The sequence below is a fragment of the Geodermatophilus obscurus genome, assembly GCF_900115395.1.
GTDB classification, from domain to species: domain Bacteria; phylum Actinomycetota; class Actinomycetes; order Mycobacteriales; family Geodermatophilaceae; genus Geodermatophilus; species Geodermatophilus obscurus_B.
In genome coordinates this window covers 286,842-307,678 of the sequence record NZ_FOWE01000008.1, presented here as the reverse complement: position 1 = coordinate 307,678, position 20,837 = coordinate 286,842, and the positions used below count along the sequence as shown (strand labels likewise).

18 protein-coding genes and 2 rRNA genes are annotated in these 20,837 nt (G+C 74.0%); 15 read left to right on the top strand and 5 right to left on the bottom strand.

Annotation, left to right across the window (positions count from 1 at the left end; genetic code table 11):
• Together BM165_RS17605 and rrf are read left to right on the top strand one after the other, a co-directional pair.
• Positions 1–273 (top strand): 23S ribosomal RNA (locus BM165_RS17605); the annotation flags it as partial.
• Positions 274–427: 154 nt separating this feature from the next.
• A 5S ribosomal RNA gene (gene rrf / locus BM165_RS17600) occupies positions 428–544 on the top strand.
• Between the two features lie 78 nt (positions 545–622).
• On the opposite strand, the gene BM165_RS17595 is transcribed toward rrf, so the two are convergent.
• Together BM165_RS17595 and BM165_RS17590 are read right to left on the bottom strand one after the other, a co-directional pair.
• A complete protein-coding gene (locus BM165_RS17595) occupies positions 623–1,285 on the bottom strand; it encodes a DUF2461 domain-containing protein (RefSeq protein WP_075014813.1) in 663 nt (220 codons plus the stop codon).
• The gene (locus tag BM165_RS17590) at positions 1,282–1,866 is read right to left on the bottom strand and encodes a GNAT family N-acetyltransferase (RefSeq protein ID WP_083427454.1); all 585 of its coding nucleotides are present in this window, start codon (positions 1,864–1,866) and stop codon (positions 1,282–1,284) included. Before BM165_RS17590 ends, BM165_RS17595 begins: the two co-directional genes overlap by 4 nt.
• 64 nt (positions 1,867–1,930) lie before the next feature.
• On the opposite strand from BM165_RS17590, the gene BM165_RS17585 reads away from it, so the two are divergent.
• Genes BM165_RS17585 through BM165_RS17565 form a run of 5 tightly spaced genes read left to right on the top strand, consistent with a single transcriptional unit; the run spans position 1,931 to position 7,201 of the window.
• Complete coding sequence (locus BM165_RS17585) at positions 1,931–3,163, top strand: winged helix-turn-helix domain-containing protein (protein ID WP_075014812.1); 1,233 nt, start codon at positions 1,931–1,933, stop codon at positions 3,161–3,163.
• Positions 3,164–3,174: 11 nt separating this feature from the next.
• Positions 3,175–3,990 (top strand): thymidylate synthase, encoded by an 816-nt coding sequence (locus BM165_RS17580; protein WP_075014811.1) that lies wholly within the window; start codon positions 3,175–3,177, stop codon positions 3,988–3,990.
• A 34-nt stretch (positions 3,991–4,024) separates the two neighbouring features.
• Positions 4,025–4,567, top strand: coding sequence for a dihydrofolate reductase (locus BM165_RS17575; RefSeq protein ID WP_280140727.1), 543 nt, complete (start codon positions 4,025–4,027; stop codon positions 4,565–4,567).
• A gap of 10 nt (positions 4,568–4,577) precedes the next feature.
• Positions 4,578–5,492 carry a 4-hydroxy-tetrahydrodipicolinate synthase gene (dapA, locus tag BM165_RS17570; protein WP_075014810.1) on the top strand — a complete coding sequence of 305 codons (915 nt, stop codon included), beginning with the start codon at positions 4,578–4,580 and terminating at the stop codon, positions 5,490–5,492.
• Positions 5,489–7,201 carry a ribonuclease J gene (locus tag BM165_RS17565; RefSeq protein ID WP_075014809.1) on the top strand — a complete coding sequence of 571 codons (1,713 nt, stop codon included), beginning with the start codon at positions 5,489–5,491 and terminating at the stop codon, positions 7,199–7,201. Before dapA ends, BM165_RS17565 begins: the two co-directional genes overlap by 4 nt.
• A 202-nt stretch (positions 7,202–7,403) precedes the next feature.
• Here the strand turns inward: BM165_RS17565 and BM165_RS17560 are convergent, their stop codons facing one another.
• From BM165_RS17560 to BM165_RS17550, 3 genes are all read right to left on the bottom strand, one after another.
• Positions 7,404–8,087, bottom strand: coding sequence for a zf-HC2 domain-containing protein (locus BM165_RS17560; RefSeq protein ID WP_244274302.1), 684 nt, complete (start codon positions 8,085–8,087; stop codon positions 7,404–7,406).
• Complete coding sequence (locus BM165_RS17555; RefSeq protein WP_075014808.1) at positions 8,084–8,617, bottom strand: sigma-70 family RNA polymerase sigma factor; 534 nt, start codon at positions 8,615–8,617, stop codon at positions 8,084–8,086. The genes BM165_RS17560 and BM165_RS17555 overlap by 4 nt, the downstream gene beginning before the upstream one ends.
• Positions 8,618–8,730: 113 nt before the next feature.
• Positions 8,731–10,737, bottom strand: a complete 2,007-nt coding sequence (locus tag BM165_RS17550) for a S9 family peptidase (protein WP_083427453.1) — start codon at positions 10,735–10,737, stop codon at positions 8,731–8,733.
• 74 nt (positions 10,738–10,811) lie between these two features.
• Here BM165_RS17550 and BM165_RS17545 point away from each other — a divergent pair, with 74 nt between their 5' ends.
• From BM165_RS17545 to BM165_RS17510, 8 genes are all read left to right on the top strand, one after another.
• Positions 10,812–13,388: an FtsK/SpoIIIE family DNA translocase gene (locus BM165_RS17545; RefSeq protein WP_075014806.1), complete on the top strand. Its 2,577-nt coding sequence runs from the start codon at positions 10,812–10,814 to the stop codon at positions 13,386–13,388.
• Between the two features lie 67 nt (positions 13,389–13,455).
• Positions 13,456–14,886 carry a MiaB/RimO family radical SAM methylthiotransferase gene (locus BM165_RS17540; protein ID WP_075014866.1) on the top strand — a complete coding sequence of 477 codons (1,431 nt, stop codon included), beginning with the start codon at positions 13,456–13,458 and terminating at the stop codon, positions 14,884–14,886.
• A gap of 18 nt (positions 14,887–14,904) precedes the next feature.
• Positions 14,905–15,567 (top strand): CDP-diacylglycerol--glycerol-3-phosphate 3-phosphatidyltransferase, encoded by a 663-nt coding sequence (gene pgsA, locus BM165_RS17535; RefSeq protein WP_075014805.1) that lies wholly within the window; start codon positions 14,905–14,907, stop codon positions 15,565–15,567.
• Between the two features lie 236 nt (positions 15,568–15,803).
• Positions 15,804–16,205: a helix-turn-helix domain-containing protein gene (locus tag BM165_RS17530; RefSeq protein WP_075014804.1), complete on the top strand. Its 402-nt coding sequence runs from the start codon at positions 15,804–15,806 to the stop codon at positions 16,203–16,205.
• 102 nt (positions 16,206–16,307) lie between these two features.
• A complete protein-coding gene (locus tag BM165_RS17525; RefSeq protein WP_075014803.1) occupies positions 16,308–17,537 on the top strand; it encodes a DUF4032 domain-containing protein in 1,230 nt (409 codons plus the stop codon).
• A 137-nt stretch (positions 17,538–17,674) separates the two neighbouring features.
• Positions 17,675–19,030: an extracellular solute-binding protein gene (locus BM165_RS17520; protein ID WP_244274301.1), complete on the top strand. Its 1,356-nt coding sequence runs from the start codon at positions 17,675–17,677 to the stop codon at positions 19,028–19,030.
• On the top strand, positions 19,027–19,989 hold the full coding sequence (locus BM165_RS17515; RefSeq protein WP_075014802.1) for a carbohydrate ABC transporter permease: 963 nt from the start codon (positions 19,027–19,029) through the stop codon (positions 19,987–19,989). The genes BM165_RS17520 and BM165_RS17515 overlap by 4 nt, the downstream gene beginning before the upstream one ends.
• On the top strand, positions 19,989–20,822 hold the full coding sequence (locus BM165_RS17510; protein ID WP_075014801.1) for a carbohydrate ABC transporter permease: 834 nt from the start codon (positions 19,989–19,991) through the stop codon (positions 20,820–20,822). The genes BM165_RS17515 and BM165_RS17510 overlap by 1 nt, the downstream gene beginning before the upstream one ends.
• Positions 20,823–20,837 lie beyond the last annotated feature (15 nt).

Sequence of the window (20,837 nt, the reverse complement as noted above, 5' to 3'; positions counted from 1 at the left end):
AGAGACTTGAGAAGAGCTGTCCCTAGTACGAGAGGACCGGGACGGACGAACCTCTGGTGTGCCAGTTGTACCGCCAGGTGCACTGCTGGTTGGCTACGTTCGGCAGGGATAACCGCTGAAAGCATCTAAGCGGGAAGCTCGCTTCGAGATGAGGTCTCTCACCCAGTCAATGGGGTAAGGCCCCCGCCCAGACCAGCGGGTTGATAGGCCGGAAGTGGAAGCACCGCAAGGTGTGTGAGCTGACCGGTACTAACAGGCCGAGGGCTTGACCACACACACTTATCCTGCCAACACGCAGGACACGGTCACCAAGATTCGCGCGTCCACTGTGCAGCTCTGAACGCACCCAACCCCCCCACCACTCGGCGCCCGCACACACGTGCGGGCGCTGAGGGGTGGGGGCCGGCCGGGGTTCTGTTCACAGTGTTACGGCGGCCATGGCGAGAGGGAAACGCCCGGTACCATTCCGAACCCGGAAGCTAAGCCTCTCAGCGCCGATGGTACTGCCCTGGAGACGGGGTGGGAGAGTAGGACGCCGCCGGACAACCATTCCCAGAAGGGCCCTCACTCCCCGGTGAGGGCCCTTCTGCGTTTCGGCACCATCGCGGTGACGCGAGCGGGGTCAGCGTCGGCTGCTCTCCTTCGCCGTGGCGCCCACGTTGTCGGCGAGCCAGGCGTTGAGCGCCGTCAGGTCTTGCCAGGCGTCCCGGACGCGGTCCACGGCGGCCGGTCCGTGCAGCCAGCCCGCGTACTCGAAGAGGCGTCCGGCGTGCAGCGAGCGGTGACGCAGCAGGTCCGCGCGGGCGTCGTCGACGTCGTACCCCTTGGGCACCCGGCTCAGCCGGTCGCCACCGATCTCCCAGCCGGCGGACGCCAGGCGGTCCACCTCGGTCCGCAGGCGGGGCCCCTGCAGGTCGTCGGCCACTGCCCGGCGGAAGCGCTCCACCTGGTCGGACTCCAGCCGCCACGCTCCGCCGGCCACGCGCAGCCCCTCGGCGGAGATCTGCACGTACCACGCGCCGGCACCCCGGCCCTCGGGGTTGACGACGGCGCCCTGGTGCGTCTTGTACGGCGTCTTGTCGTTGCTGAAGCGCACGTCGCGGTACGGGCGGAACAGCTTGGCCGCGCCGAACTCGGCGGCGAGGGCGTCGACCAGCGCCTGCATCGGGGCGCGGACGCATGAGTCGTACACGTCCTTCGACCTGGTCCAGTAGGTCTTGGAGTTGTCGGCCTCGAGCCCCTCGTAGAAGAGCAACCCCTCGTCGGGGAACCCGGTGAACGTCATCCGGCCTCCTCGAGCAGCGCGTGCCAGCGGACCTCGCGGAGGGGGGTGCCACCGGCATCGAGCGTGCGGACCCAGCCGTCCCGGTCCCAGCCGGCCGACTCGAGGAAGCGGCCGGTCACCGTGTCGGCGTCGGCGACCCAGGTCTGCAGGCGGGCGGTGCCGGTCGACCGGGTGAGGTCGGCGGCGGCGGCCAGCAACCGGCTGCCGTGACCGCGGCGTCCCCAGCGCGGCTCGACGAGCAGGACGGCGAGCTCCGTGGTCGGTCCCGCAGGGTGCGGCCGGTCGTCGGGGCCGAGCTCGGCAGGCCCGTAGGCGGCGAAGCCGACCACGCGGCCGTCGTCGACGGCGACGAGGACGCCGTGCCCGGGCGTCGGAGGTGACGTGATGGCGGACCTCCAGCTCTCGGTGGCGGCGGCGGTGTCCCAGGCGTCGAGCACCGCGGCCGGGAGGGCGGCCTCGGCCATGGCCCGCCAGGCGGTCTCCTGGACACGGGCGACGTCGCCGGCGTCGGCCGGCACTGCCGGACGCACCGACACCTCCGCCGTGCCGGTCAGGCGCGGGAAGGGGGGCAGCGGGTCCACGCGCGCAGCCTAGGTGGGTCCCGCGGCGGAGCGGATCGTCACCGGTCGGGGGCAGGATCGGCGCGTGCCCGCCCCGACCGCCGAACGGCTCCCCGCCGCCCTCGCCCGGCGCATCGCGCTGGCCGCCCAGGGCTTCGCCGACCCGCGTCCGGCCGGTGCCGTCGACAGCCGCCAGCTGCGCCGGGTGGTCGACCGGCTCGCCGTCGTGCAGATCGACTCGGTCAACGTGGTGTCCCGCTCGCACTACCTGCCGTACTTCAGCCGGCTCGGCGCCTACCGGCGCCCGGTGCTCGACGACTTCACCGGGCGCCGTCACGAGGTGTTCGAGTACTGGGCGCACGAGGCGTCCTACCTGCCGGTGCGGCTGCACCCCCACCTCCGCTGGCGGATGGCCGCGGCCGAGGAGCACGCCTGGGGCTCGATGGTGCGCATCCAGCGGGAGCGGCCCGGCTACGTCGCAGAGGTCCTCGACCGGGTCCGCGAGGCCGGTCCGACGAGGGCCAGCGACCTCGACGAGCCCCGCCCGGACCGGCCCGGGAGCATGTGGAACTGGCACGCCGGCAAGGTGGCGCTGGAGTGGCTGTTCTACACCGGGGCGCTCACCGCCCGGGCGCGGACGACGTCCTTCGAGCGGGTCTACGACCTCCCCGAGCGGGTGCTGCCGGCCGCCGTCCTGCAGGCCCCGACCCCCGAGCCCGCCGACGCCGTCCGGGAGCTGGTGCGCACCGCCGGCCGCGCGCTCGGCGTGGCCACCGAGCGGGACCTGCGCGACTACTTCCGCCTGCGCCCGGTCCCCGCGCGGCAGGCGATCGACGAGCTGCAGGAGGCCGGCGAGCTGACGCCGGTCGAGGTGGCGGGGTGGGGAGCGCCCGCCTGGCTCGACCCGGCCGCCCGCCGGCCGCGGTGGATCCGCGCGCGGGCGCTGCTGTCGCCGTTCGACTCGCTGGTGTGGGAGCGACCCCGGGTCGAGCGCATCTTCGGCTTCCGGTACCGCCTGGAGATCTACACGCCGGCCGCCCAGCGGGTGCACGGCTACTACGTGCTGCCCTTCCTGCTCGGCGACCGGCTCGTGGCGCGCGCCGACCTAAAGGCCGACCGGCAGGCCGGCGTGCTGCGGGTGCAGGCGGTGCACGCCGAGGACGGCGTCGACCGCCCGGAGGTCGCGGCCGCCCTCGCCGACGAGCTGGGCCTCATGGCCGGCTGGCTCGACCTCGACGACGTCGCCGTCGCCGGGCGGGGCGACCTCGCGGCCGACCTCACCTCCGCGCTCCCCGTCGCGCGCACCGTCGTCGCCTAGGCTCGGCGGCCGTGACGAGCAGCAGCGGAGGAGTCGACACGCAGTACGAGGACCTCCTGCGGCGGATCCTCGAGCAGGGGACGCCGAAGTCCGACCGCACCGGCACCGGCACGGTGAGCACCTTCGGCGAGCGGCTGCGCTACGACCTGTCGACGTCCTTCCCGCTCGTGACGACGAAGAAGGTGCACTTCCGCTCGGTCGCGATCGAGCTGCTGTGGTTCCTCCGCGGCGAGGGCGACGTCCGGTGGCTGCAGGAGCAGGGCGTCACCATCTGGGACGAGTGGGCCGGCGCCGACGGCGACCTCGGACCCGTCTACGGCGTGCAGTGGCGCTCCTGGCCCACGCCGGACGGCGGGACGGTCGACCAGATCCAGGGCGTCCTCGACACCCTGCGCACCGACCCCGACTCCCGCCGCATGGTGGTCTCGGCGTGGAACGTGGCCGCCCTGCCGGAGATGGCGCTGGCGCCGTGCCACGCGCTGTTCCAGTTCGCCGTCCACGACGGCCGGCTGTCCTGCCAGCTCTACCAGCGCAGCGCCGACATGTTCCTCGGCGTCCCGTTCAACATCGCCAGCTATGCGCTGCTCACCCGCATGGTGGCGGCCCAGGTCGGCCTGCAGCCGGGGGAGTTCATCTGGGTCGGCGGCGACTGCCACGTCTACAGCAACCACGTCGAGCAGGTCCGCGAGCAGCTCTCCCGGCAGGCACGGCCCTTCCCGCGGCTGGAGATCGCCCCAGCGCCGTCGCTGTTCGACCACCGCTACGAGGACTTCGTCCTGCACGGCTACGACCCCCACCCGGCCATCCGCGCCGCCGTGGCCGTGTGACCGTGCGCAGCACGCGGCGCCGACGGGCACAGCGCTGACGGGCACGGCGCTGACGGGCACAGCGCTGATCTGGGCGCAGGCGCACGGCCGGGTCATCGGCGCCGACGGCCGGCTGCCGTGGCACCTGCCCGAGGACCTGCGCCTGTTCCGGGAGCGCACTGCCGGCGGCACCGTCGTCATGGGCCGGCGGACCTGGGAGTCGCTGCCCGCGCGCAACCGGCCGCTGCCCGGCCGGCGCAACGTCGTCCTCAGCCGGGACCCGGGCTGGTCGGCCGACGGTGCCGAGCGCGCCGGATCGGTCGAGGAGGCGCTGGCCGCCGCCCCCGACTGCTGGGTGATCGGCGGCGCGGCCGTCTACGCGGCGTTCCTGCCGCACGCCCGGCGGCTGCTCGTCACCGACGTCGACCTCGCCGTCGACGGCGACACGCGGGCCCCCGCGATCGACGGCGGCTGGCGTCCCGTCGCCCGCACCCCCGACGACGGCTGGGCCACCTCGGCGACGGGTCTGCGCTACCGCGTCACCGAGTACGAGCGCGCCGCCGCTGCCGGGCCGGGCGCCGCCGGCGACGCTGGGTAGATTCGCACGCATGACCACCGACCCCGCCCGGCCGTTCGGGCGCGTGCTCACGGCGATGGTCACCCCGCTGGCCGAGGACGGCTCGATCGACCTCGCCGGGGCCCAGGAGCTGGCCGCGCACCTGGTCGACCGCGAGTCCCACGACGGCGTGGTCGTCACCGGGACGACGGGGGAGTCGCCCACCATCAGCGACGCCGAGACGCGTTCGGTCCTCAGGGCGGTGCTCGACGCCGTCGGTGACCGCGCCGTCGTCGTGGCCGGGGTCGGCACCAACGACACGGCGCACAGCATCGACCGGGCCCGCGACGCCGAGCGGCTCGGCGCCCACGGCCTGCTCGTCGTCACCCCGTACTACAACAAGCCGCCCCAGGCGGGCCTGCTGCGGCACTTCACCTCCGTGGCCGACTCCACCGACCTGCCGGTGATGCTCTACGACATCCCGCCGCGCTCGGTGGTGCCCATCGAGGTCGAGACGCTGGTCCGGGCCGCCGAGCACCCGAGGATCGTGGCCGTCAAGGACGCCAAGGGCGACCTCGGCGCCGTCGCCTGGACGCTCGCGCGCACCGACCTCGCCTACTACTCCGGCGAGGACATGCTCAACCTGCCCCTGCTGGCGATGGGCGCGGTCGGTGTGGTGAGCGTCGTCGGGCACCTCGTGGGCACGCGGCTGGCCGAGCTGATCGCCGCCGTCGAGGCCGGTGACCTCGCGCGGGCGCGGCAGGTCAACGACAGCCTGCTGCCCGTCTACACCGGCATCTTCCGCACCCAGGGCGTCATCCTCACCAAGGCGGCGCTGCGCGAGCTGGGGCTGCCGGCCGGACCCGTCCGCCCGCCGCTGGTCGACGCCACCCCCGAACAGATCGCGCAACTGCGCACCGACCTCGCCGCCGGCGGGATCCACCTCCGAGAGGCACACGTCACGTGACCGTCAGCTCCGCCGGCCAGGCCGGTCAGCCCCACCTCGACCTCAAGACCCCGCCGCCGCTGCCGGCCGGTGGCCTGCGCGTCATCGCGCTCGGGGGGCTGGGCGAGATCGGCCGCAACATGGCCGTCCTCGAGTTCGACGGCAGGCTGCTGGTCATCGACTGCGGCGTGCTGTTCCCCGAGGCCGAGCAGCCCGGCGTCGATCTGATCCTCCCCGACTTCGGCGTCATCGAGCACCGCCTCGCCGACATCGAGGCCGTCGTGCTCACCCACGGGCACGAGGACCACATCGGCGCGATCCCCTACCTGCTGCGGCTGCGCGGGGACATCCCGCTGGTCGGCTCGAGGTTCACCCTCGCGCTGGTGGCGGCGAAGCTGCGCGAGCACCGGCTGGTCCCCACGCTGGTGGAGGTGGCCGCCGGTGACGACCACCTGGCCGGTCCGTTCCACTGCGAGTTCATCTCGGTCAACCACTCGATCCCCGACGCGCTGGCCGTCGCCGTCCACACGCCCGCGGGCGTGCTCGTGCACACCGGCGACTTCAAGATGGACCAGCTGCCCCTCGACGGCGTCCTCACCGACCTCGGCGCCTTCGCCCGGCTCGGCATCGAGGGCATCGACCTGCTGCTGGCCGACTCGACGAACGCCGAGATCCCCGGCTTCGTCACGCCCGAGCGGTCGATCGGCCCGGTGCTCGAGGACGTCTTCCGCCGCGCCACGCAGCGGCTCATCGTCTCCAGCTTCGCCAGCCACGTGCACCGCATCCAGCAGGTCCTCGACGCGGCCGACACGCACGGGCGCAAGGTCGCCCTGGTCGGCCGCTCGATGGTGCGCAACATGGGGGTCGCGCGCGACCTCGGCCTGCTGCACGTGCCACCCGGGCTCATGGTCAGCCTCGACGAGGCGACGAGCATGCCGCCCGAGCAGGTCGTGCTGGTCAGCACCGGGTCGCAGGGCGAGCCGCTGTCCGCGCTCGGGCGCATGGCGCGCGGCGAGCACCACCAGGTGACCATCGAGGCCGGCGACACCATCGTGCTGGCCTCCTCGCTGGTGCCCGGCAACGAGACCGCCGTCTACAAGGTGATCAACGGGCTGGCCCGGCTCGGCGCCACCGTCGTGCACAAGGAGACCGCCCGGGTGCACGTCTCCGGGCACGCCCCCGCCGGAGAGCTGCGCACCCTGCTCAACGTCGCCAAGCCGCGCTACCTCATGCCGGTCCACGGCGAGTGGCGGCACCTGCGCGCGCACGCGGCCCTCGCCGAGGAGACGGGCATGGCCCGCGACCGGGTGCTGCTCGCCGAGGACGGCGTGGTCGTCGACCTCGTCGACGGCAAGGCCTCGATCACCGGCTCGGTGCCGGTGGGCAACGTCTACGTCGACGGGCTGAACGTCGGCGACGTCGGCGAGGAGTCGCTCCAGGAGCGCCGGATCCTCGGGGACGAGGGGTTCGTCGCGCTCACCGTCGTCATCGAGCCCTCGACCGGCACCATCGTGCGGCCCGTGCACCTGTCGACCCGCGGGTTCTCCGACGACCCGACGGCGTTCGACGAGGTGCTGCGGCTCGTGGAGGACAACCTCAAGCGGGAGCTGTCCGACGGGCAGACCGACGCCCACCGGCTCTCCCAGAGCATCCGCCGCACCGTGGGCAAGTGGGTGAGCGACACCCACCGCCGCCGGCCGATGATCATCCCGACGGTCCTCGAGGTCTAGCAGCAGGACCGCTACCCCCACGCCCCGCGCTCCCCGCGCGACACGCCCGGGGGGAGATCCCGGGTGATTTCCGGGCTCTCCGGTGAACACGGACGGTGCACCGGCCGTACCCCCTCCTGTACGACGCCCGGCGACGGGCGCCGGACACGAGGGGGGCGCCGGGCACGGGGGCCGGCGCCCCCCTCCACGTCCCGGGACGGCGTCAGAAGTCCGAGCGGACCACCACGTCCCCGTCGGCGTCGACGACCTCGAACGCGACGGCGTCGTCGCGCAGCACCGACGAGTTGAGGTTGCAGCGCAGCTCGGTCGCGCCGACCCCGAGGAACTCTCCGGCCGGCACCTCGTTGCCGGAGTCGTCGGTCACCGCGACGCGGTAGACCTCTCCCCGCTCGAACCCGGTGCCGGTCAGCTTCACCTCCACGCCCCAGGTGTGCGGCACCAGGTCCGCCCGGGCCTCCACACCCGGCGCCACGGCCTCCACCGCCACCGGCTCCAGCGGCGGCGGGTCGGGCACCGGCCGGACCGCCCAGCCGACGACGCCGCCCGCGGCCGCCACCCCGGCCACCGCCGCGGCGGCCAGCGCGCGGCGCCGCACCCCGGCCCGGCGCAGCGGGACCACCCGCCGCTGCTCCTCCTCGGCGATGCGGGCCATGATGCGGGCGCCGAGGTCCGGCGGGGGAGTGGGGGTCGCGTCGAGCGCGTCGGCGTCGACGCCGGCCAGCCGTGCGGCCAGCGGTGCGATCTCGGCCAGCTCGGCCCGGCACTCGGGGTCGCCGTCGAGGTGGGCGCGCACGCGGTCCCGCTCGGCCGGGCTCAGGTGCCCGAGAGCGTAGGAGCCCAGCATCTCGCGCAGCTCGCGGTGCTCGTCCCCGTGTGGGCCGCTCACGGCTCGACTCCCATCTCGTCGAGGGCCAGGCGCAACGCCTTGAGCCCGTAGAACACCCGGCTGCGCACCGTGCCGACCGGCACGCCGAGCTCGGCGGCCACCTCCCCGTACGGACGGCCGCGCAGGTGCGTCTGCACGATCGCCGTCCGGTGCTCCTCGCTGACCCGGCGCAACGCCTCCTCGACCACCCACACGTCGACCAGGTGCTCGTCGGCGGGGGCCACGGCGGGCGCGTCCTGGGTGGCGTCGTCGGTCAGCTGCCGCTGCCACGGCCGCACGGCGAACCGGCGGGCCTCGTCGACCACCACGTTGCGCGCGATGGCGAACAGCCACGTCCGCAGGCTGGCCAGCTGCGGGTCGAAGGAGCCGGAGGCCCGCCACGCGCGGAGGAACACCTCCTGGACGACGTCCTGCGCTGCGCCGCCGTCCCCGAGCTGGCGCAGCGCGAAGCGGTAGAGCTCCGCGCCGTGCGCGGCGTAGGCCGCCTGCACGTCCAGCGGTTCCACCGGCGCCGGTCTGTGCCGTCCCATGCGCGACCTCCCGGTGCTGCGGCTCCTCGTCGGACGGACGTACGGGCGCCGCACGTCATCGGTTCAGCGCACGGGCACCGCGCACTCTGTCAGTTCGCGGCCCCGCCGTGACCTCAGCGGACGACGGGGATCGGCGCGATGCCCTCGTCGGCGGGCAGGTCGAACCCCCACACCTGCGCGTAGAAGGACAGCTCGCCGTCGAGGGCGGCCCGGATGTTCTCCGCCCGGCGGAAGCCGTGCTGCTCACCCTCGAACAACAGGTACGCGTGCGGCACACCCCGGTCCCGCAGCGCCGCCACCAGCACCTCGGCCTGCTCCGGCGGGACGACCCGGTCCTCGGAGCCCTGGAACACCGCCAACGGGGTGTCCAGCGCACCGACGTGCGTGATCGGGGAGCGCGCGGTGTAGACGTCGGCGCCGTCGGGCCAGGGCGCCACCAGCCCGTCGAGGTAGCGCGACTCGAACTTGTGCGTGTCGGCGGCCAGCGCCGCGAGGTCGGCGACGCCGAAGTGGCTCGCCCCGGCCGTGAACGTGCCCGGCCGCAGGCACAGCGCCGCCAGCGTCGTGAACCCGCCGGCCGACCCGCCGCGGATCGCCATGCGCGCGGCGTCCACCCGGCCGGCGTCGGCGAGGTACCGCGCGCAGGCGACGACGTCGTCGAGGTCGGCGACGCCCCAGTGGCCCTGCAGCACGTCGCGGTAGCGGCGCCCGTAGCCCGCCGAGCCGCGGTGGTCGACGTGCGCGACGCAGAACCCGCGCGAGGTGAAGTACTGGATCTCGGGGTTGAACGTACGGTCGTGCGCCCCCGTCGGCCCGCCGTGCACCATCACGACCAGGGGCGGGCGCTCGCCCTCCGGCGCGGTCACGCCGGGGTTGGTGGGCGGGTAGACGTAGGCGTGGGCCTCGGCGATGCCGGTGCCGCGGTCCTCGGTCGGGAACGTCACGTGCTCCGGGACGGAGAACCAGGCCGGGTCCAGGCCGAGGTCGCGCGCCGGCCGCAGCACCTCGACCGCGCCGTCGAGGCCGGCGCGCAGCACCACCGGCTCGGTCCGTGGGCCCCCGCCCGCGCACACGACCCCCTCGCCGTCGGCCGCCAGGTAGCGCACCGCCGTGTACCCGGGGAGCGCGAGCTCCGCCGTCGACCCGTCGGGCCGGCGCACCAGCAGCCGGTCGTCGCCGCCGGGGACCACCACGCGGCCGCCGGGCAGCAGCGCGAACGAGCGGGCACCGAACACCCACTGCGGGCCGGCGAGGTCGTGGCCCGGGTCGAGGACGAGCTCCGCCGGCCCGCCCGGCCGCCGGCGCCACAGCGACCAGGTGTCGGTGCGGTCGCAGCAGAACCACAGCGTCCCGTCGGCGTCCCAGGTCGGCTGCACCGCGGACTCGCCCCGCCCGTCGGGGGAGCGCCCCCCGGCCACCACCGTCTCGGTGCCATCGGCGGCGCGGACCACCAGCCGGGCGGCGTCCCAGGGCATGTCGGGGTGGTCCCACTGCAGCCAGGCGAGCTGTCCGTCGGGGCCGGGTCGCGGGTCGGAGACGAAGTCCGGCCCGGTGACCAGCACCTCGGTCGTGCCGTCGGCCGCGATCCGCACGATCTCGTTGACGACGTCGGCCGCCGCACCGGAGGCCGCGTGCGTCTCGCGCACCGCCAGCAGGCCGCCGTCGCCGGTCGGGGTCAGGTCGGCGTACCGGACGCCGGCCGGCAGGTCCGGCTCCGGGGTGAGCGCGACCGGCGCGGCCGCACCCGGGTCGAGGCGGTACAGGCGCTGGTCGTCGAAGTGCGTGAACCAGACGGTGCCCCCGGCGACCGCCCAGGCCGCGCCGCCGTACTCGTGCACCCGGGTGCGGGCGTTCCACGGGGAGGGGAGCACGTCGGCCACCGCGCCGTCGGTCGACCGGCGCACCAGCGCCGAGCGCCCACCCTCGGCGGGGCGTGACTCCGACCACCACACGTCCCCGCCGTCGACGACGACCTCGCCGAGCCGGGCCGCGGCGCGGACGACGAGCGCCGAGGTGACGGGGGTGGGCCAGCTGCCGTACGGCACGGCCGGGGGAGTCGGCTGCGGGGGAGTCGGCTGCGGGGGAGTCGGCTGCGCGGGAGTCGGCTGCGCGGGAGGCATGGCCCGACCGTAGGGCGGGGACACGACGTCCCGCCTGCCTGGGAGGACGCCGGCCGGCGGCTACCGTTCGACGCATGCCTGCCCGCACCACGCCCTCGCGCCGGCCGTCCGGCTCGGCCCCGAAGGGCCGGTCCGGGTCGACCGCCGCCGGGAAGCGGCCGGCCGCGCGCACCCCCGCCCGCAACGGCAACCGCAAGCCCCCCGCGCGCCGGCCCGCCCCCAAGCAGGGCCCCGGCGCCGCCGCCGGCGTCTGGCGCGCCGCCGCCGGCGCCTGGGGGCTGCTCGCCCGCGGCGCCGGTGGCCTGGCCCGCTCGATCGCCCGCCCGGAGGAGGCCGAGCCGCTCGCGCCCGAGCACCGGCGCGACGGCGTGGGCCTGGCCGTCCTCGGCCTCGCCGTCGTCCTCGGCGCGGCCGCGTGGTTCGACGGCATCGGTCCCGTCGGGGCCGGCCTCGCCGACGGCGTCCGCTTCGTCGTCGGCTCGCTGCTCGTGGTGCTGCCCGCCTTCCTCTTCCTCGTCGCGCTGCGGCTGCTGCGCCGCGCCCCCCACCCGGAGGCCCGCGGCCGTCTGACCATCGGCTGGCTCTGCGCCCTGCTCGCCGTCCTCGGCATCGCCTCGGTCGTCGGCGACGCCGGGGACCCGCTGGGCGGGCGTCCCGGGGACGGCGGGCTGGTCGGCTGGGCGGTCGGCACGCCGCTGACCGCAGGCCTCGGCGCCGTCGTCGCGGTGGTGCTGCTGTCGCTGCTGGCGGTCTTCGCCGTCCTCGTGCTCACCGCCACGCCGCTGCACCAGGTGCCCGAGCGGCTGCGCGGCTTCGTCGACCGGGCCACCGGCCGTGCCGACGAGGAGTGGGACGAGGAGACCGACGAGGACCCGTACGAGGAGGAGGAGCCGCCGGCCACCGCGCCGCGCGGCCGCCGCGCCCGCGCCGCCCTCGACGAGATGCTGGCCGCCGAGTCCACGACGATGCCGACCGGCCCCATCGACCACGTGCCGGCCGTCGACGTCCGCGAGGCCGTGCGGCACGAGCCCGCGCCGGAGCCCGAGACCGCACCGGCTGTGCCACCGGCCCTGCGGCCCGTGGTCGTGGACCGGACGGCGCCGCCGGAGCACCTCCCGCCCGTCGAGGAGCCCCAGCAGCTGGTCATCGAGCCGGTCGAGGGCGACTACGTGCTGCCCTCGATCAGCATGCTGCGCCCGGGCACCCCGCCACGGGCCCGCTCGCAGGCCAACGACGCCGCCATCGAGGCGATCGCCGGCGTGCTCGAGCAGTTCGGCGTCGACGCCCGCGTCGCGAGCTTCACCCGGGGCCCCACGGTCACCCGCTACGAGATCGAGCTCGGCAACGCGGTCAAGGTCGAGAAGATCACCGCGCTGACCCGCAACCTGGCCTACGCCGTCGCCAACGACAACATCCGCATCCTCGCCCCGATCCCGGGCAAGTCCGCGGTGGGCGTCGAGGTGCCCAACACCGACCGCGAGACGGTGAGCCTGGGCGACGTCATGCGCTCCCAGGTCGCGAAGCAGGACCAGCACCCCATGCTCGTCGGCCTCGGCAAGGACATCGAGGGCGGCTTCGTCTGCGCGAACCTGGCGAAGATGCCGCACCTGCTGGTGGCCGGTGCCACCGGCGCCGGCAAGTCCTCGTGCATCAACTCGCTGCTGACGTCGCTGCTGCTGCGGGCCACCCCGGACCAGCTGCGGATGATCCTGGTCGACCCGAAGATGGTCGAGCTCACGCCCTACGACGGCATCCCGCACCTGATCACGCCGATCATCACCGACCCCAAGAAGGCGGCCACCGCGCTGGCGTGGCTGGTCGAGGAGATGGAGCAGCGCTACCAGGACATGCGCGCCACCGGGGTGCGGCACATCGACGACTTCAACCGCAAGGTCGAGCGCGGCGAGATCACCGCGCCGCCGGGGAGCGAGCGGGTCTACCGCCCCTACCCCTACATCCTCGCGATCGTGGACGAGCTCGCCGACCTGATGATGGTGGCCCCGCGCGACGTCGAGGAGTCGATCGTGCGGATCACCCAGAAGGCCCGCGCCGCCGGCATCCACCTGGTGCTCGCGACGCAGCGGCCCTCGGTCGACGTCGTCACCGGCCTGATCAAGGCGAACGTGCCCTCGCGGCTGGCGTTCTCCACCTCCAGCCTCACCGACAGCCGGGTCATCCTCGACCAGCCGGGTGCGGAGAAGCTGATCGGCATGGGGGACGCCCTGTTCCTGCCGATCGGCGCGGGCAAGCCGATCCGTGTCCAGGGCGCCTACGTCTCCGACGCCGAGATCGAGGCGGTCGTCGAGTTCACCAAGCGCCAGGCGGAGCCGGAGTACCGCGAGGAGGTCTTCAGCGCCGCCGCGGCGGGGGAGAAGAAGGAGGTCGACGAGGACATCGGCGGCGACCTGGAGCTCCTGTGCCAGGCCGTCGAGCTCGTCGTCACCAGCCAGTTCGGCTCGACGTCGATGCTGCAGCGCAAGCTGCGGGTCGGCTTCGCCAAGGCCGGCCGGCTCATGGACCTCATGGAGACCCGCGGCGTCGTCGGTCCCTCCGAGGGCTCCAAGGCCCGCGACGTCCTGATCAAGCCCGACGAGCTGGAGTCGGTGCTGTTCACGCTCCGTGGCGGCACCCTGCCCGGCGGCGAGGACTGAGCGCCCGGACGGGCACGGTTCCCCGTCGCGCCACGGTGCGCTCGCCGGCAGCACCTACGATGGCCCGGTGACAGCCCCGCCCAGCCCTGCCCGGACCGTGGCGCTGGTGACCCTCGGCTGCGCCCGCAACGAGGTGGACTCGGAGGAGCTGGCCGGCCGGCTGGCCGCCGACGGCTACCGGCTCGTCGACGACGCCGAGGGCGCCGACGCCGTCCTGGTCAACACCTGCGGGTTCATCGAGTCGGCGAAGAAGGACTCGGTCGACGCCATCCTCGCCGCCACCGACAGCGGTGCCCGGGTCGTCGCCGTCGGCTGCATGGCCGAGCGCTACGGCGCCGAGCTCGCCGGCGCCCTGCCCGAGGCCACCGTCCTCGGCTTCGACGACTACACCGCCATCGGCGACCGGCTCGACGACGTCCTCGAGGACCGCCCGCTGGTCCCGCACTCGCCGCGCGACCGGCGCACGCTGCTGCCGATCAGCCCGGTGGCCCGCACCGCGGCCGTCGCCGCGCCGGAGGCCCCGGCCATCCCCGGCCACGGCTGGGTGCAGCGCCGCCGGCTGGCGTCCGGCCCCACCGCCGCGCTCAAGCTCGCCTCCGGCTGCGACCGCCGCTGCGCCTTCTGCGCCATCCCCGCCTTCCGCGGGTCGTTCGTCTCCCGCCCCCCGGCCGAGGTGCTCACCGAGGCCCGGTGGCTGGCCGGCCAGGGCGTCACCGAGCTGGTGCTGGTCAGCGAGAACTCCACCTCCTACGGCAAGGACCTCGGCGACCTGCGCTCGCTGGAGCGGCTGCTGCCGGAGCTGGCCGCGGTCGAGGGGATCGTCCGGGTGCGGGTGGCCTATCTGCAGCCGGCCGAGCTGCGCCCGGGCCTGCTGGAGGTCATCGCCGGCACCGCCGGCGTCGCCCCGTACTACGACCTGTCCTTCCAGCACTCCTCGCCCGGGTTGCTGCGCCGGATGCGCCGCTTCGGCGGCACCGACGACTTCCTCGCCCTCGTCGGCCGGGCCCGCGCGCTGGCCCCGGAGGCGGGGTTCCGCACCAACGTCATCCTCGGCTTCCCCGGGGAGACCGAGGACGACGTCGCCGAGCTCGAGCGGTTCCTCACCGAGGCACGCCTGGACGCCGTCGGGGTGTTCGGCTACTCCGACGAGGAGGGCACCGAGGCGGTCGGCCTGCCGGGCAAGCTCGACCAGCCCGAGATCGACGCGCGCGTCCGCCGGATCACCGACCTGGTCGAGGAGCTGACGGCCCAGCGCGCCGAGGACCGCGTCGGCACCCGGGTCGAGGTGCTGCTGACCGAGGACCTCTCGGCGGAGGAGGGGAGCGGGGTGTGGGCCGGCCACGCCGCCCACCAGGACCCCGACGCCGACGGCACCACCACGCTCACCGGGGTCCCCGCCGAAGCCCGTCCGGGGCAGCTGGTGGTCGCCGACGTCGTCGGCACCGAGGGCGTCGACCTCGTCGCCGCCGCGCTGGCACCGGTCCCGGCCGGGCGGTGAGGTCGCGGTGAGGTCCTCGTGAGCGCCGTGGCACCCGACCCGGCGGCGACCCCGCCGCAGTCGGCCCGCCTGGTCAACCTGCCCAACGCGCTGACCGTGCTGCGACTGGCCCTGGTGCCGGTCTTCGCCGTCCTGCTGCTCTCCGACGGCGGCATGGACGACGGCCGGCGGGTGTGGGCGACCGTGTTCTTCGGCGCCGCGATCATCACCGACCGCTACGACGGGCTGATCGCCCGCCGCACCGGCCAGGTGACCGAGTTCGGCAAGCTGGCCGACCCGATCGCCGACAAGGCGCTCACCGGGACCGCGCTCATCGGCCTGTCCGTGCTCGCCCTGCTGCCGTGGTGGGTGACGCTGGCGATCCTCGTCCGCGAGGTCGGCGTCACGCTGCTGCGGTTCTGGGTGATCCGGCACGGCGTCATCGCCGCCAGCCGCGGCGGCAAGGCCAAGACCGTCGTGCAGGCGCTGGCGATCGGCCTCTACATCCTGCCGCTGAGCGGGCTGCTGGCCAGTGCCCGGTGGTGGGTCATGGCGGCGGCGCTGGTGCTCACCATCGTCACCGGCGTGGACTACGTCTGGCGGGCGCTCACGCTGCGCCGGACCAGTGCCCGGGCCGTGCGCGCGGCCGCCGCCCGGCGCGCCGCCGGGCCGACCGGGTCGCGCACCGACACCGCCGCCTGAGGAAGGACCACCCTCCTCCCCACGCCTCGCTCCGCTCGGCGCGGGCCCCAGGAGGTGGCCGTTCCGGCACGTCACCTGCTCGGCGTGGGGACCGGGAACGGGCAGGCCGGTGCGGGTGTTACGCCGTGAGCGGACGCGGACCCGCCGGGTCGGTGCCCGGCAGGGGCGCCGCGTACCGTGGGCGCACGGCACCCACGGGTGCCGCCGCTCTTCCCCCTGCCAGACAGGAGACGGCCATGACGTTGCTGCGCACCGAGCTCGGGCGGACCCTGCGCGGCCACCGGCTGCGCCAGCGGCGCACCCTGCGCGACGTCTCCGGTGCCGCCCGCGTCAGCCTCGGCTACCTCTCCGAGGTGGAGCGCGGCCAGAAGGAGGCCTCCTCCGAGCTGCTCGCCTCCATCTGCGACGCCCTCGACGTCGAGCTCGCCGACCTCCTCGCCGAGGTCAGCACGGAGCTGCGCGGTCCCGACGGCCGCGTCCGCCCGCTCGCCCCCGCCGGCGCCCCCGCGGCGCAGGCCGCGCCCGCCGAGGAGACCGTCGCGGCGGCCCCGGTCGCCGAGCCGGAGCCGGCCCTCGCGCTCGTCGGCGCCACCCGGGCCGCCCACCGCGCCGGGGGCGCCGTCTCGCTCGCCGCCTGACGTCACGCCCGGCCCGCGCACGGGCCGGGCGCGTGGCAGGGTGGACCCGGCGCCGTTCCGCACAGGGCGGCTGATCGCTGCGGGCCACCACCGGAGGTCGCCGTGCGGTACCTCTTCCGTCCCCCCGGGACCGAGGGCGCGTCCCTGCTCGGGCTGCCGTGGCACCAGCCGCTCGAGGAGTGGGACCCGGAGCTGCTGATCACGGTGCCGCAGCGCGGCATCTCGCGCCACGTCGTGCGTTTCGTCGCCTCGCAGGGGCGGGTGTTCGCGCTCAAGGAGATCTCCGAGCACCTCGCCCGGCACGAGTACGCGCTGCTCGGTGCCTTCGAGGAGGAGGGCCTGCCGTCGGTCTCGGTCCTGGGCATCTGCGTGGACCGGCCGCAGGGTCAGGACGCCATCCTGGTGACCCGCTACCTCGAGTACTCGATGTCCTACCGGTACCTGTTCTCCCGGCCCAGTGCCCGCCAGTCGGTGGACCAGCTCATGGACACCCTGGCCGTGCTGCTCGTGCGGCTGCACCTGGCGGGGGTCTTCTGGGGCGACTGCTCGCTGTCGAACACCCTGTTCCGGCTCGACGCCGGTGCGCTGGCCGCCTACCTCGTCGACGCCGAGACCGTGGAGCGGCACCCCTCGCTCAGCCGCGGGCAGCGGCACTACGACCTCGACCTCGCGCGCGAGCGGGTGGGCGCGGAGCTGCTCGACCTGCAGTTCGGCGAGCTGCTGCCGCACGGCGTCGACCCCATCGAGGTGGCCGACAGCCTGCCGCCGCGCTACGCGTCCCTCTGGGACGAGGTGACGCACGAGGAGGTGTTCCAGGCCGACGAGCAGCGCTACCGCGTGGCCGAGCGCCTGCAGCGGCTCAACGACCTCGGGTTCGACGTCGGCGAGGTCGAGCTGGTGACCTCCGACGAGGGCGCCCGCCTACGGGTGCAGACCCGCGTCTCCTCACCGGGACAGCACCGACGGGAGCTCTTCCGGCTCACCGGCCTGGAGGTGCAGGAGAACCAGGCGCGGCGGCTGCTCAACGACCTGCGCGCCTACCGCGCCTACCTGGAGCAGAAGGCCGGCGCGCCGGTGTCCGAGGCCGCCGCGGGGGCCAGCTGGCTGACCGAGGTGTACCAGCCCGTGATCGACACGATCCCGCCCGACCTCGTCGGCCGCCTGGAGCCGGCGGAGGTCTTCCACGAGGTGCTCGAGCACCGGTGGTTCCTCTCCGAGCAGGCCGGACGCGACGTCGGGACGACGGCGGCCGCGCGGTCCTACGTGCGCAACGTCCTCCCGTCGACGCCGGCGGAGCTGACGACCCCCTCGGTGATCGTCAACCGCTCCTGACCGGCATCCGGCGCGCCAATGCGCCGGTCACGCGCCGGTCACGTCACGGACACGGCCGGGTTGCGGCCGTCTGTGGGTTGGGCCACGGTGTCGACCACGCGGTGATCGACGAGGTTCGCCGAACGGAGGCGTAGACGGTGTCCATCGGTAGACAGGTCACAGGAGCCGGGGGGCACCGGCTGCCCCGGTCCCCGCTCCGGCGGTCGCGGCGGGTCCTGGGCGGTGGGGCCGCGGCGCTCGTGCTGGCCTCGACCCTCGCCGCCTGCGGCGGGGGCGGGGACGGCGGCAGCCAGACGCTCACCTGGTACATCAACCCCGACTCCGGGGGGCAGGCGGAGATCGCCGCCCGGTGCACCGAGGCGGCCGGCGGTGCCTACACCATCACCACGGCCGTCCTGCCCCGGCAGGCGGCCGGGCAGCGCGAGCAGCTGGTGCGGCGCCTCGCGGCGAACGACGCCTCGATCGACATCATGAGCCTCGACCCGATCTTCGTCCCCGAGTTCGCCGAGGCCGGGTTCCTCGCCGAGGTCCCCGAGGACCTCGCGGACCAGTTCACCGAGAACGTCGTCCCGGCGTCGGTCGAGAGCTCGACGTGGGACGACCGGCTCGCCGCGGTGCCCTTCTGGGCGAACACCCAGCTGCTCTGGTACCGCAAGTCCGTGGCCGAGGCGGCCGGGCTGGACATGTCCCAGCCGGTCACCTGGGACCAGCTCATCACGGCGGCGCAGTCCCAGGGTGTGCTCATCGGGGCGCAGGGTCTGCGGGCCGAGTCCCTGACGGTGTGGCTCAACGCCCTCATCGAGTCGGCCGGCGGGTCCATCATCGAGGAGCAGGCCGAGGCGCCCGAGGACATCCAGCTCGGTTTCGAGTCGGAGCCCGCGGCACGGGCTGCCGAGGTCATGCGGGCGGTGGCCGACTCCGGTGCCGTGAGCCCGGCCTTCTCCACGGAGAACGAGGACGCCTCGGCGACCGGGTTCGAGGGTGAGAACGCCGGCTTCATGGTCAACTGGCCGTTCGTCTGGCCGCGGGCCCTGGCCGCGGTCGAGGGCGGCACGCTCGACCAGTCGGTGCCCGACGACTACGGGTGGACGATCTATCCGCGGGTGAACGAGGACGACCCCGCGGCTCCGCCGTTCGGTGGGATCAACCTGGGCATCGGCGCCCTCAGCCCGAACGTCGACCTGGCCTTCGAGGCGGTGCAGTGCATCACCTCGGAGGAGAACCAGGCCTACTACTTCACGACCAACGGCAACCCGGCCTCGAACCTGGCCGTCTACGACGACCCGGAGGTCATCGAGGTCTTCCCGCAGGCCCCGGTCATCCGCGAGTCCCTCGAGCTCGCGGCGTCACGGCCGCTCACGGCCTACTACAACGAGGTCACCGGCGGCATCCAGCGCGTCTACCACCCGCCGGCGTCGGTCGACCCCGGCTCGACGGGCGCGGAGGCCCAGGAACTCATCGGCTCCATCCTGGCAGGGGAGCAGCTGCTATGACCCAGACGACCCTCCCTCCGGTCGAGAAGACCCAGCCGGTCTCCTCACCGCGCGGGTCCATCAGCGACCGGTCCCGCGCCGAGCGCAGGCTCGGGTGGATGCTGGCCGGGCCGGCCTTCCTGGTGATGCTCCTCGTCACCGCCTACCCGATCCTGCAGGCGGTCTACGAGTCGCTGTTCTCCTACCGGCTCACCGACCCGAACAACCGGTCCTTCGTGGGCCTGGGCAACTACTGGGTGATCCTCAGCGACCCGCTGTGGTGGCAGTCGCTCGGCGTCACCGTGCTCATCACGGTCATCACCGTCGCCGTCGAGCTGGTCCTCGGCTTCGCCCTCGCCCTGGTGATGGCCAAGGCCCTCAGCTCGATCCGGCCGGTGGTCCGGGCGGCCATCCTCATCCCGTACGCGGTCATCACGGTGGTGTCGGCGTTCGCGTGGCAGTTCGCGTTCGACATCGACACCGGCTTCGTCAACAGCTGGTTCGCCTGGCTGCCGGGCGTCTCGGCCGACACCGACTGGTTCGGTGACTTCGGGACGTCGCTGGTCGTCGTCTGCGCCGCCGAGATCTGGAAGACGACGCCGTTCATCTCGCTGCTGCTGCTCGCCGGCCTGGCCCAGGTGCCCGAGGTCCTCCAGGAGGCCGCCAAGGTCGACGGCGCGACCTGGTGGCAGCGCATGCGGAAGGTGACGATCCCGAACATGAAGGCGGCGATCATGGTCGCCCTGCTGTTCCGCAGTCTCGACGCCTTCCGGGTCTTCGACAGCATCTTCATCATGACCGGCGGGGCCAACAACACCGAGTCGGTGTCCTTCCTCGCCTACCGCCAGACGATCGCCCGCCTCGAGATCGGTCTCGGGTCGGCGGTCTCGGTCCTGCTGTTCCTCTGCGTCGTGCTCATCGCGTTCGGCTTCATCAAGGGCTTCAAGGTCGACCTGGCCCAGGCGAGAGGGGACCGCTGATGTCGTCGCGGGAGAGGACCTGGTGGATCGTCGGCGGGATCCTCATCGTCATCTACGCGCTCTTCCCGATCGCGTGGATCGTGTCGCTGTCGTTCAAGTCCGCGGCCGACATCGCCAACGGGCAGTTCCTGCCCACCACCTGGTCGACGGAGAACTACAGCTTCATCCTCACCGGCGGGGCCAGTGACCTGTTCCTGCCGGCGCTGCGCAACTCCTTCGGCATCTGCCTCATCGCGACGGCGATCTCCTGCCTGCTCGCGATGTTCGCGGCCTACGCCATCGCGCGGCTGGACTTCCCGGGCAAGACGCTGATCCTGTCCACGGCTCTCGCGGTGGCGATCTTCCCGGTCATCTCGATCGTCACGCCGCTGTTCAACGTGTGGCGGCAGATCGGCCTCTACGACACGTGGCCCGGCCTGATCATCCCGTACCTGTCGCTGACGCTCCCCATCTCCATCTGGACGATGTCGGCCTTCTTCCGGGAGATCCCCTGGGAGATGGAGCAGGCCGCCCAGGTGGACGGCGCGACGACGTGGCAGGCGTTCCGCAAGGTGATCGTCCCGCTCGCCGCGCCCGGGGTGTTCACCACCGCGATCATCGCCTTCTTCATCGCGTGGAACGACTTCGTCTACGGGATCTCGCTGACGTCGACGAGCGCGGCCCGTCCGGTCCCGGCCGCGCTGGGCCTGTTCTCCGGCGCCTCGCAGTTCGAGGACCCCACCGGGGGTATCTCCGCCGCCGCGGTGATCGTCACGATCCCCGTCGTGGTCCTCGTCCTCCTCTTCCAGCGGCGCATCGTCGCCGGCCTCACCAACGGCGCGGTCAAGGGCTGACCCGGCTGTGCTCCC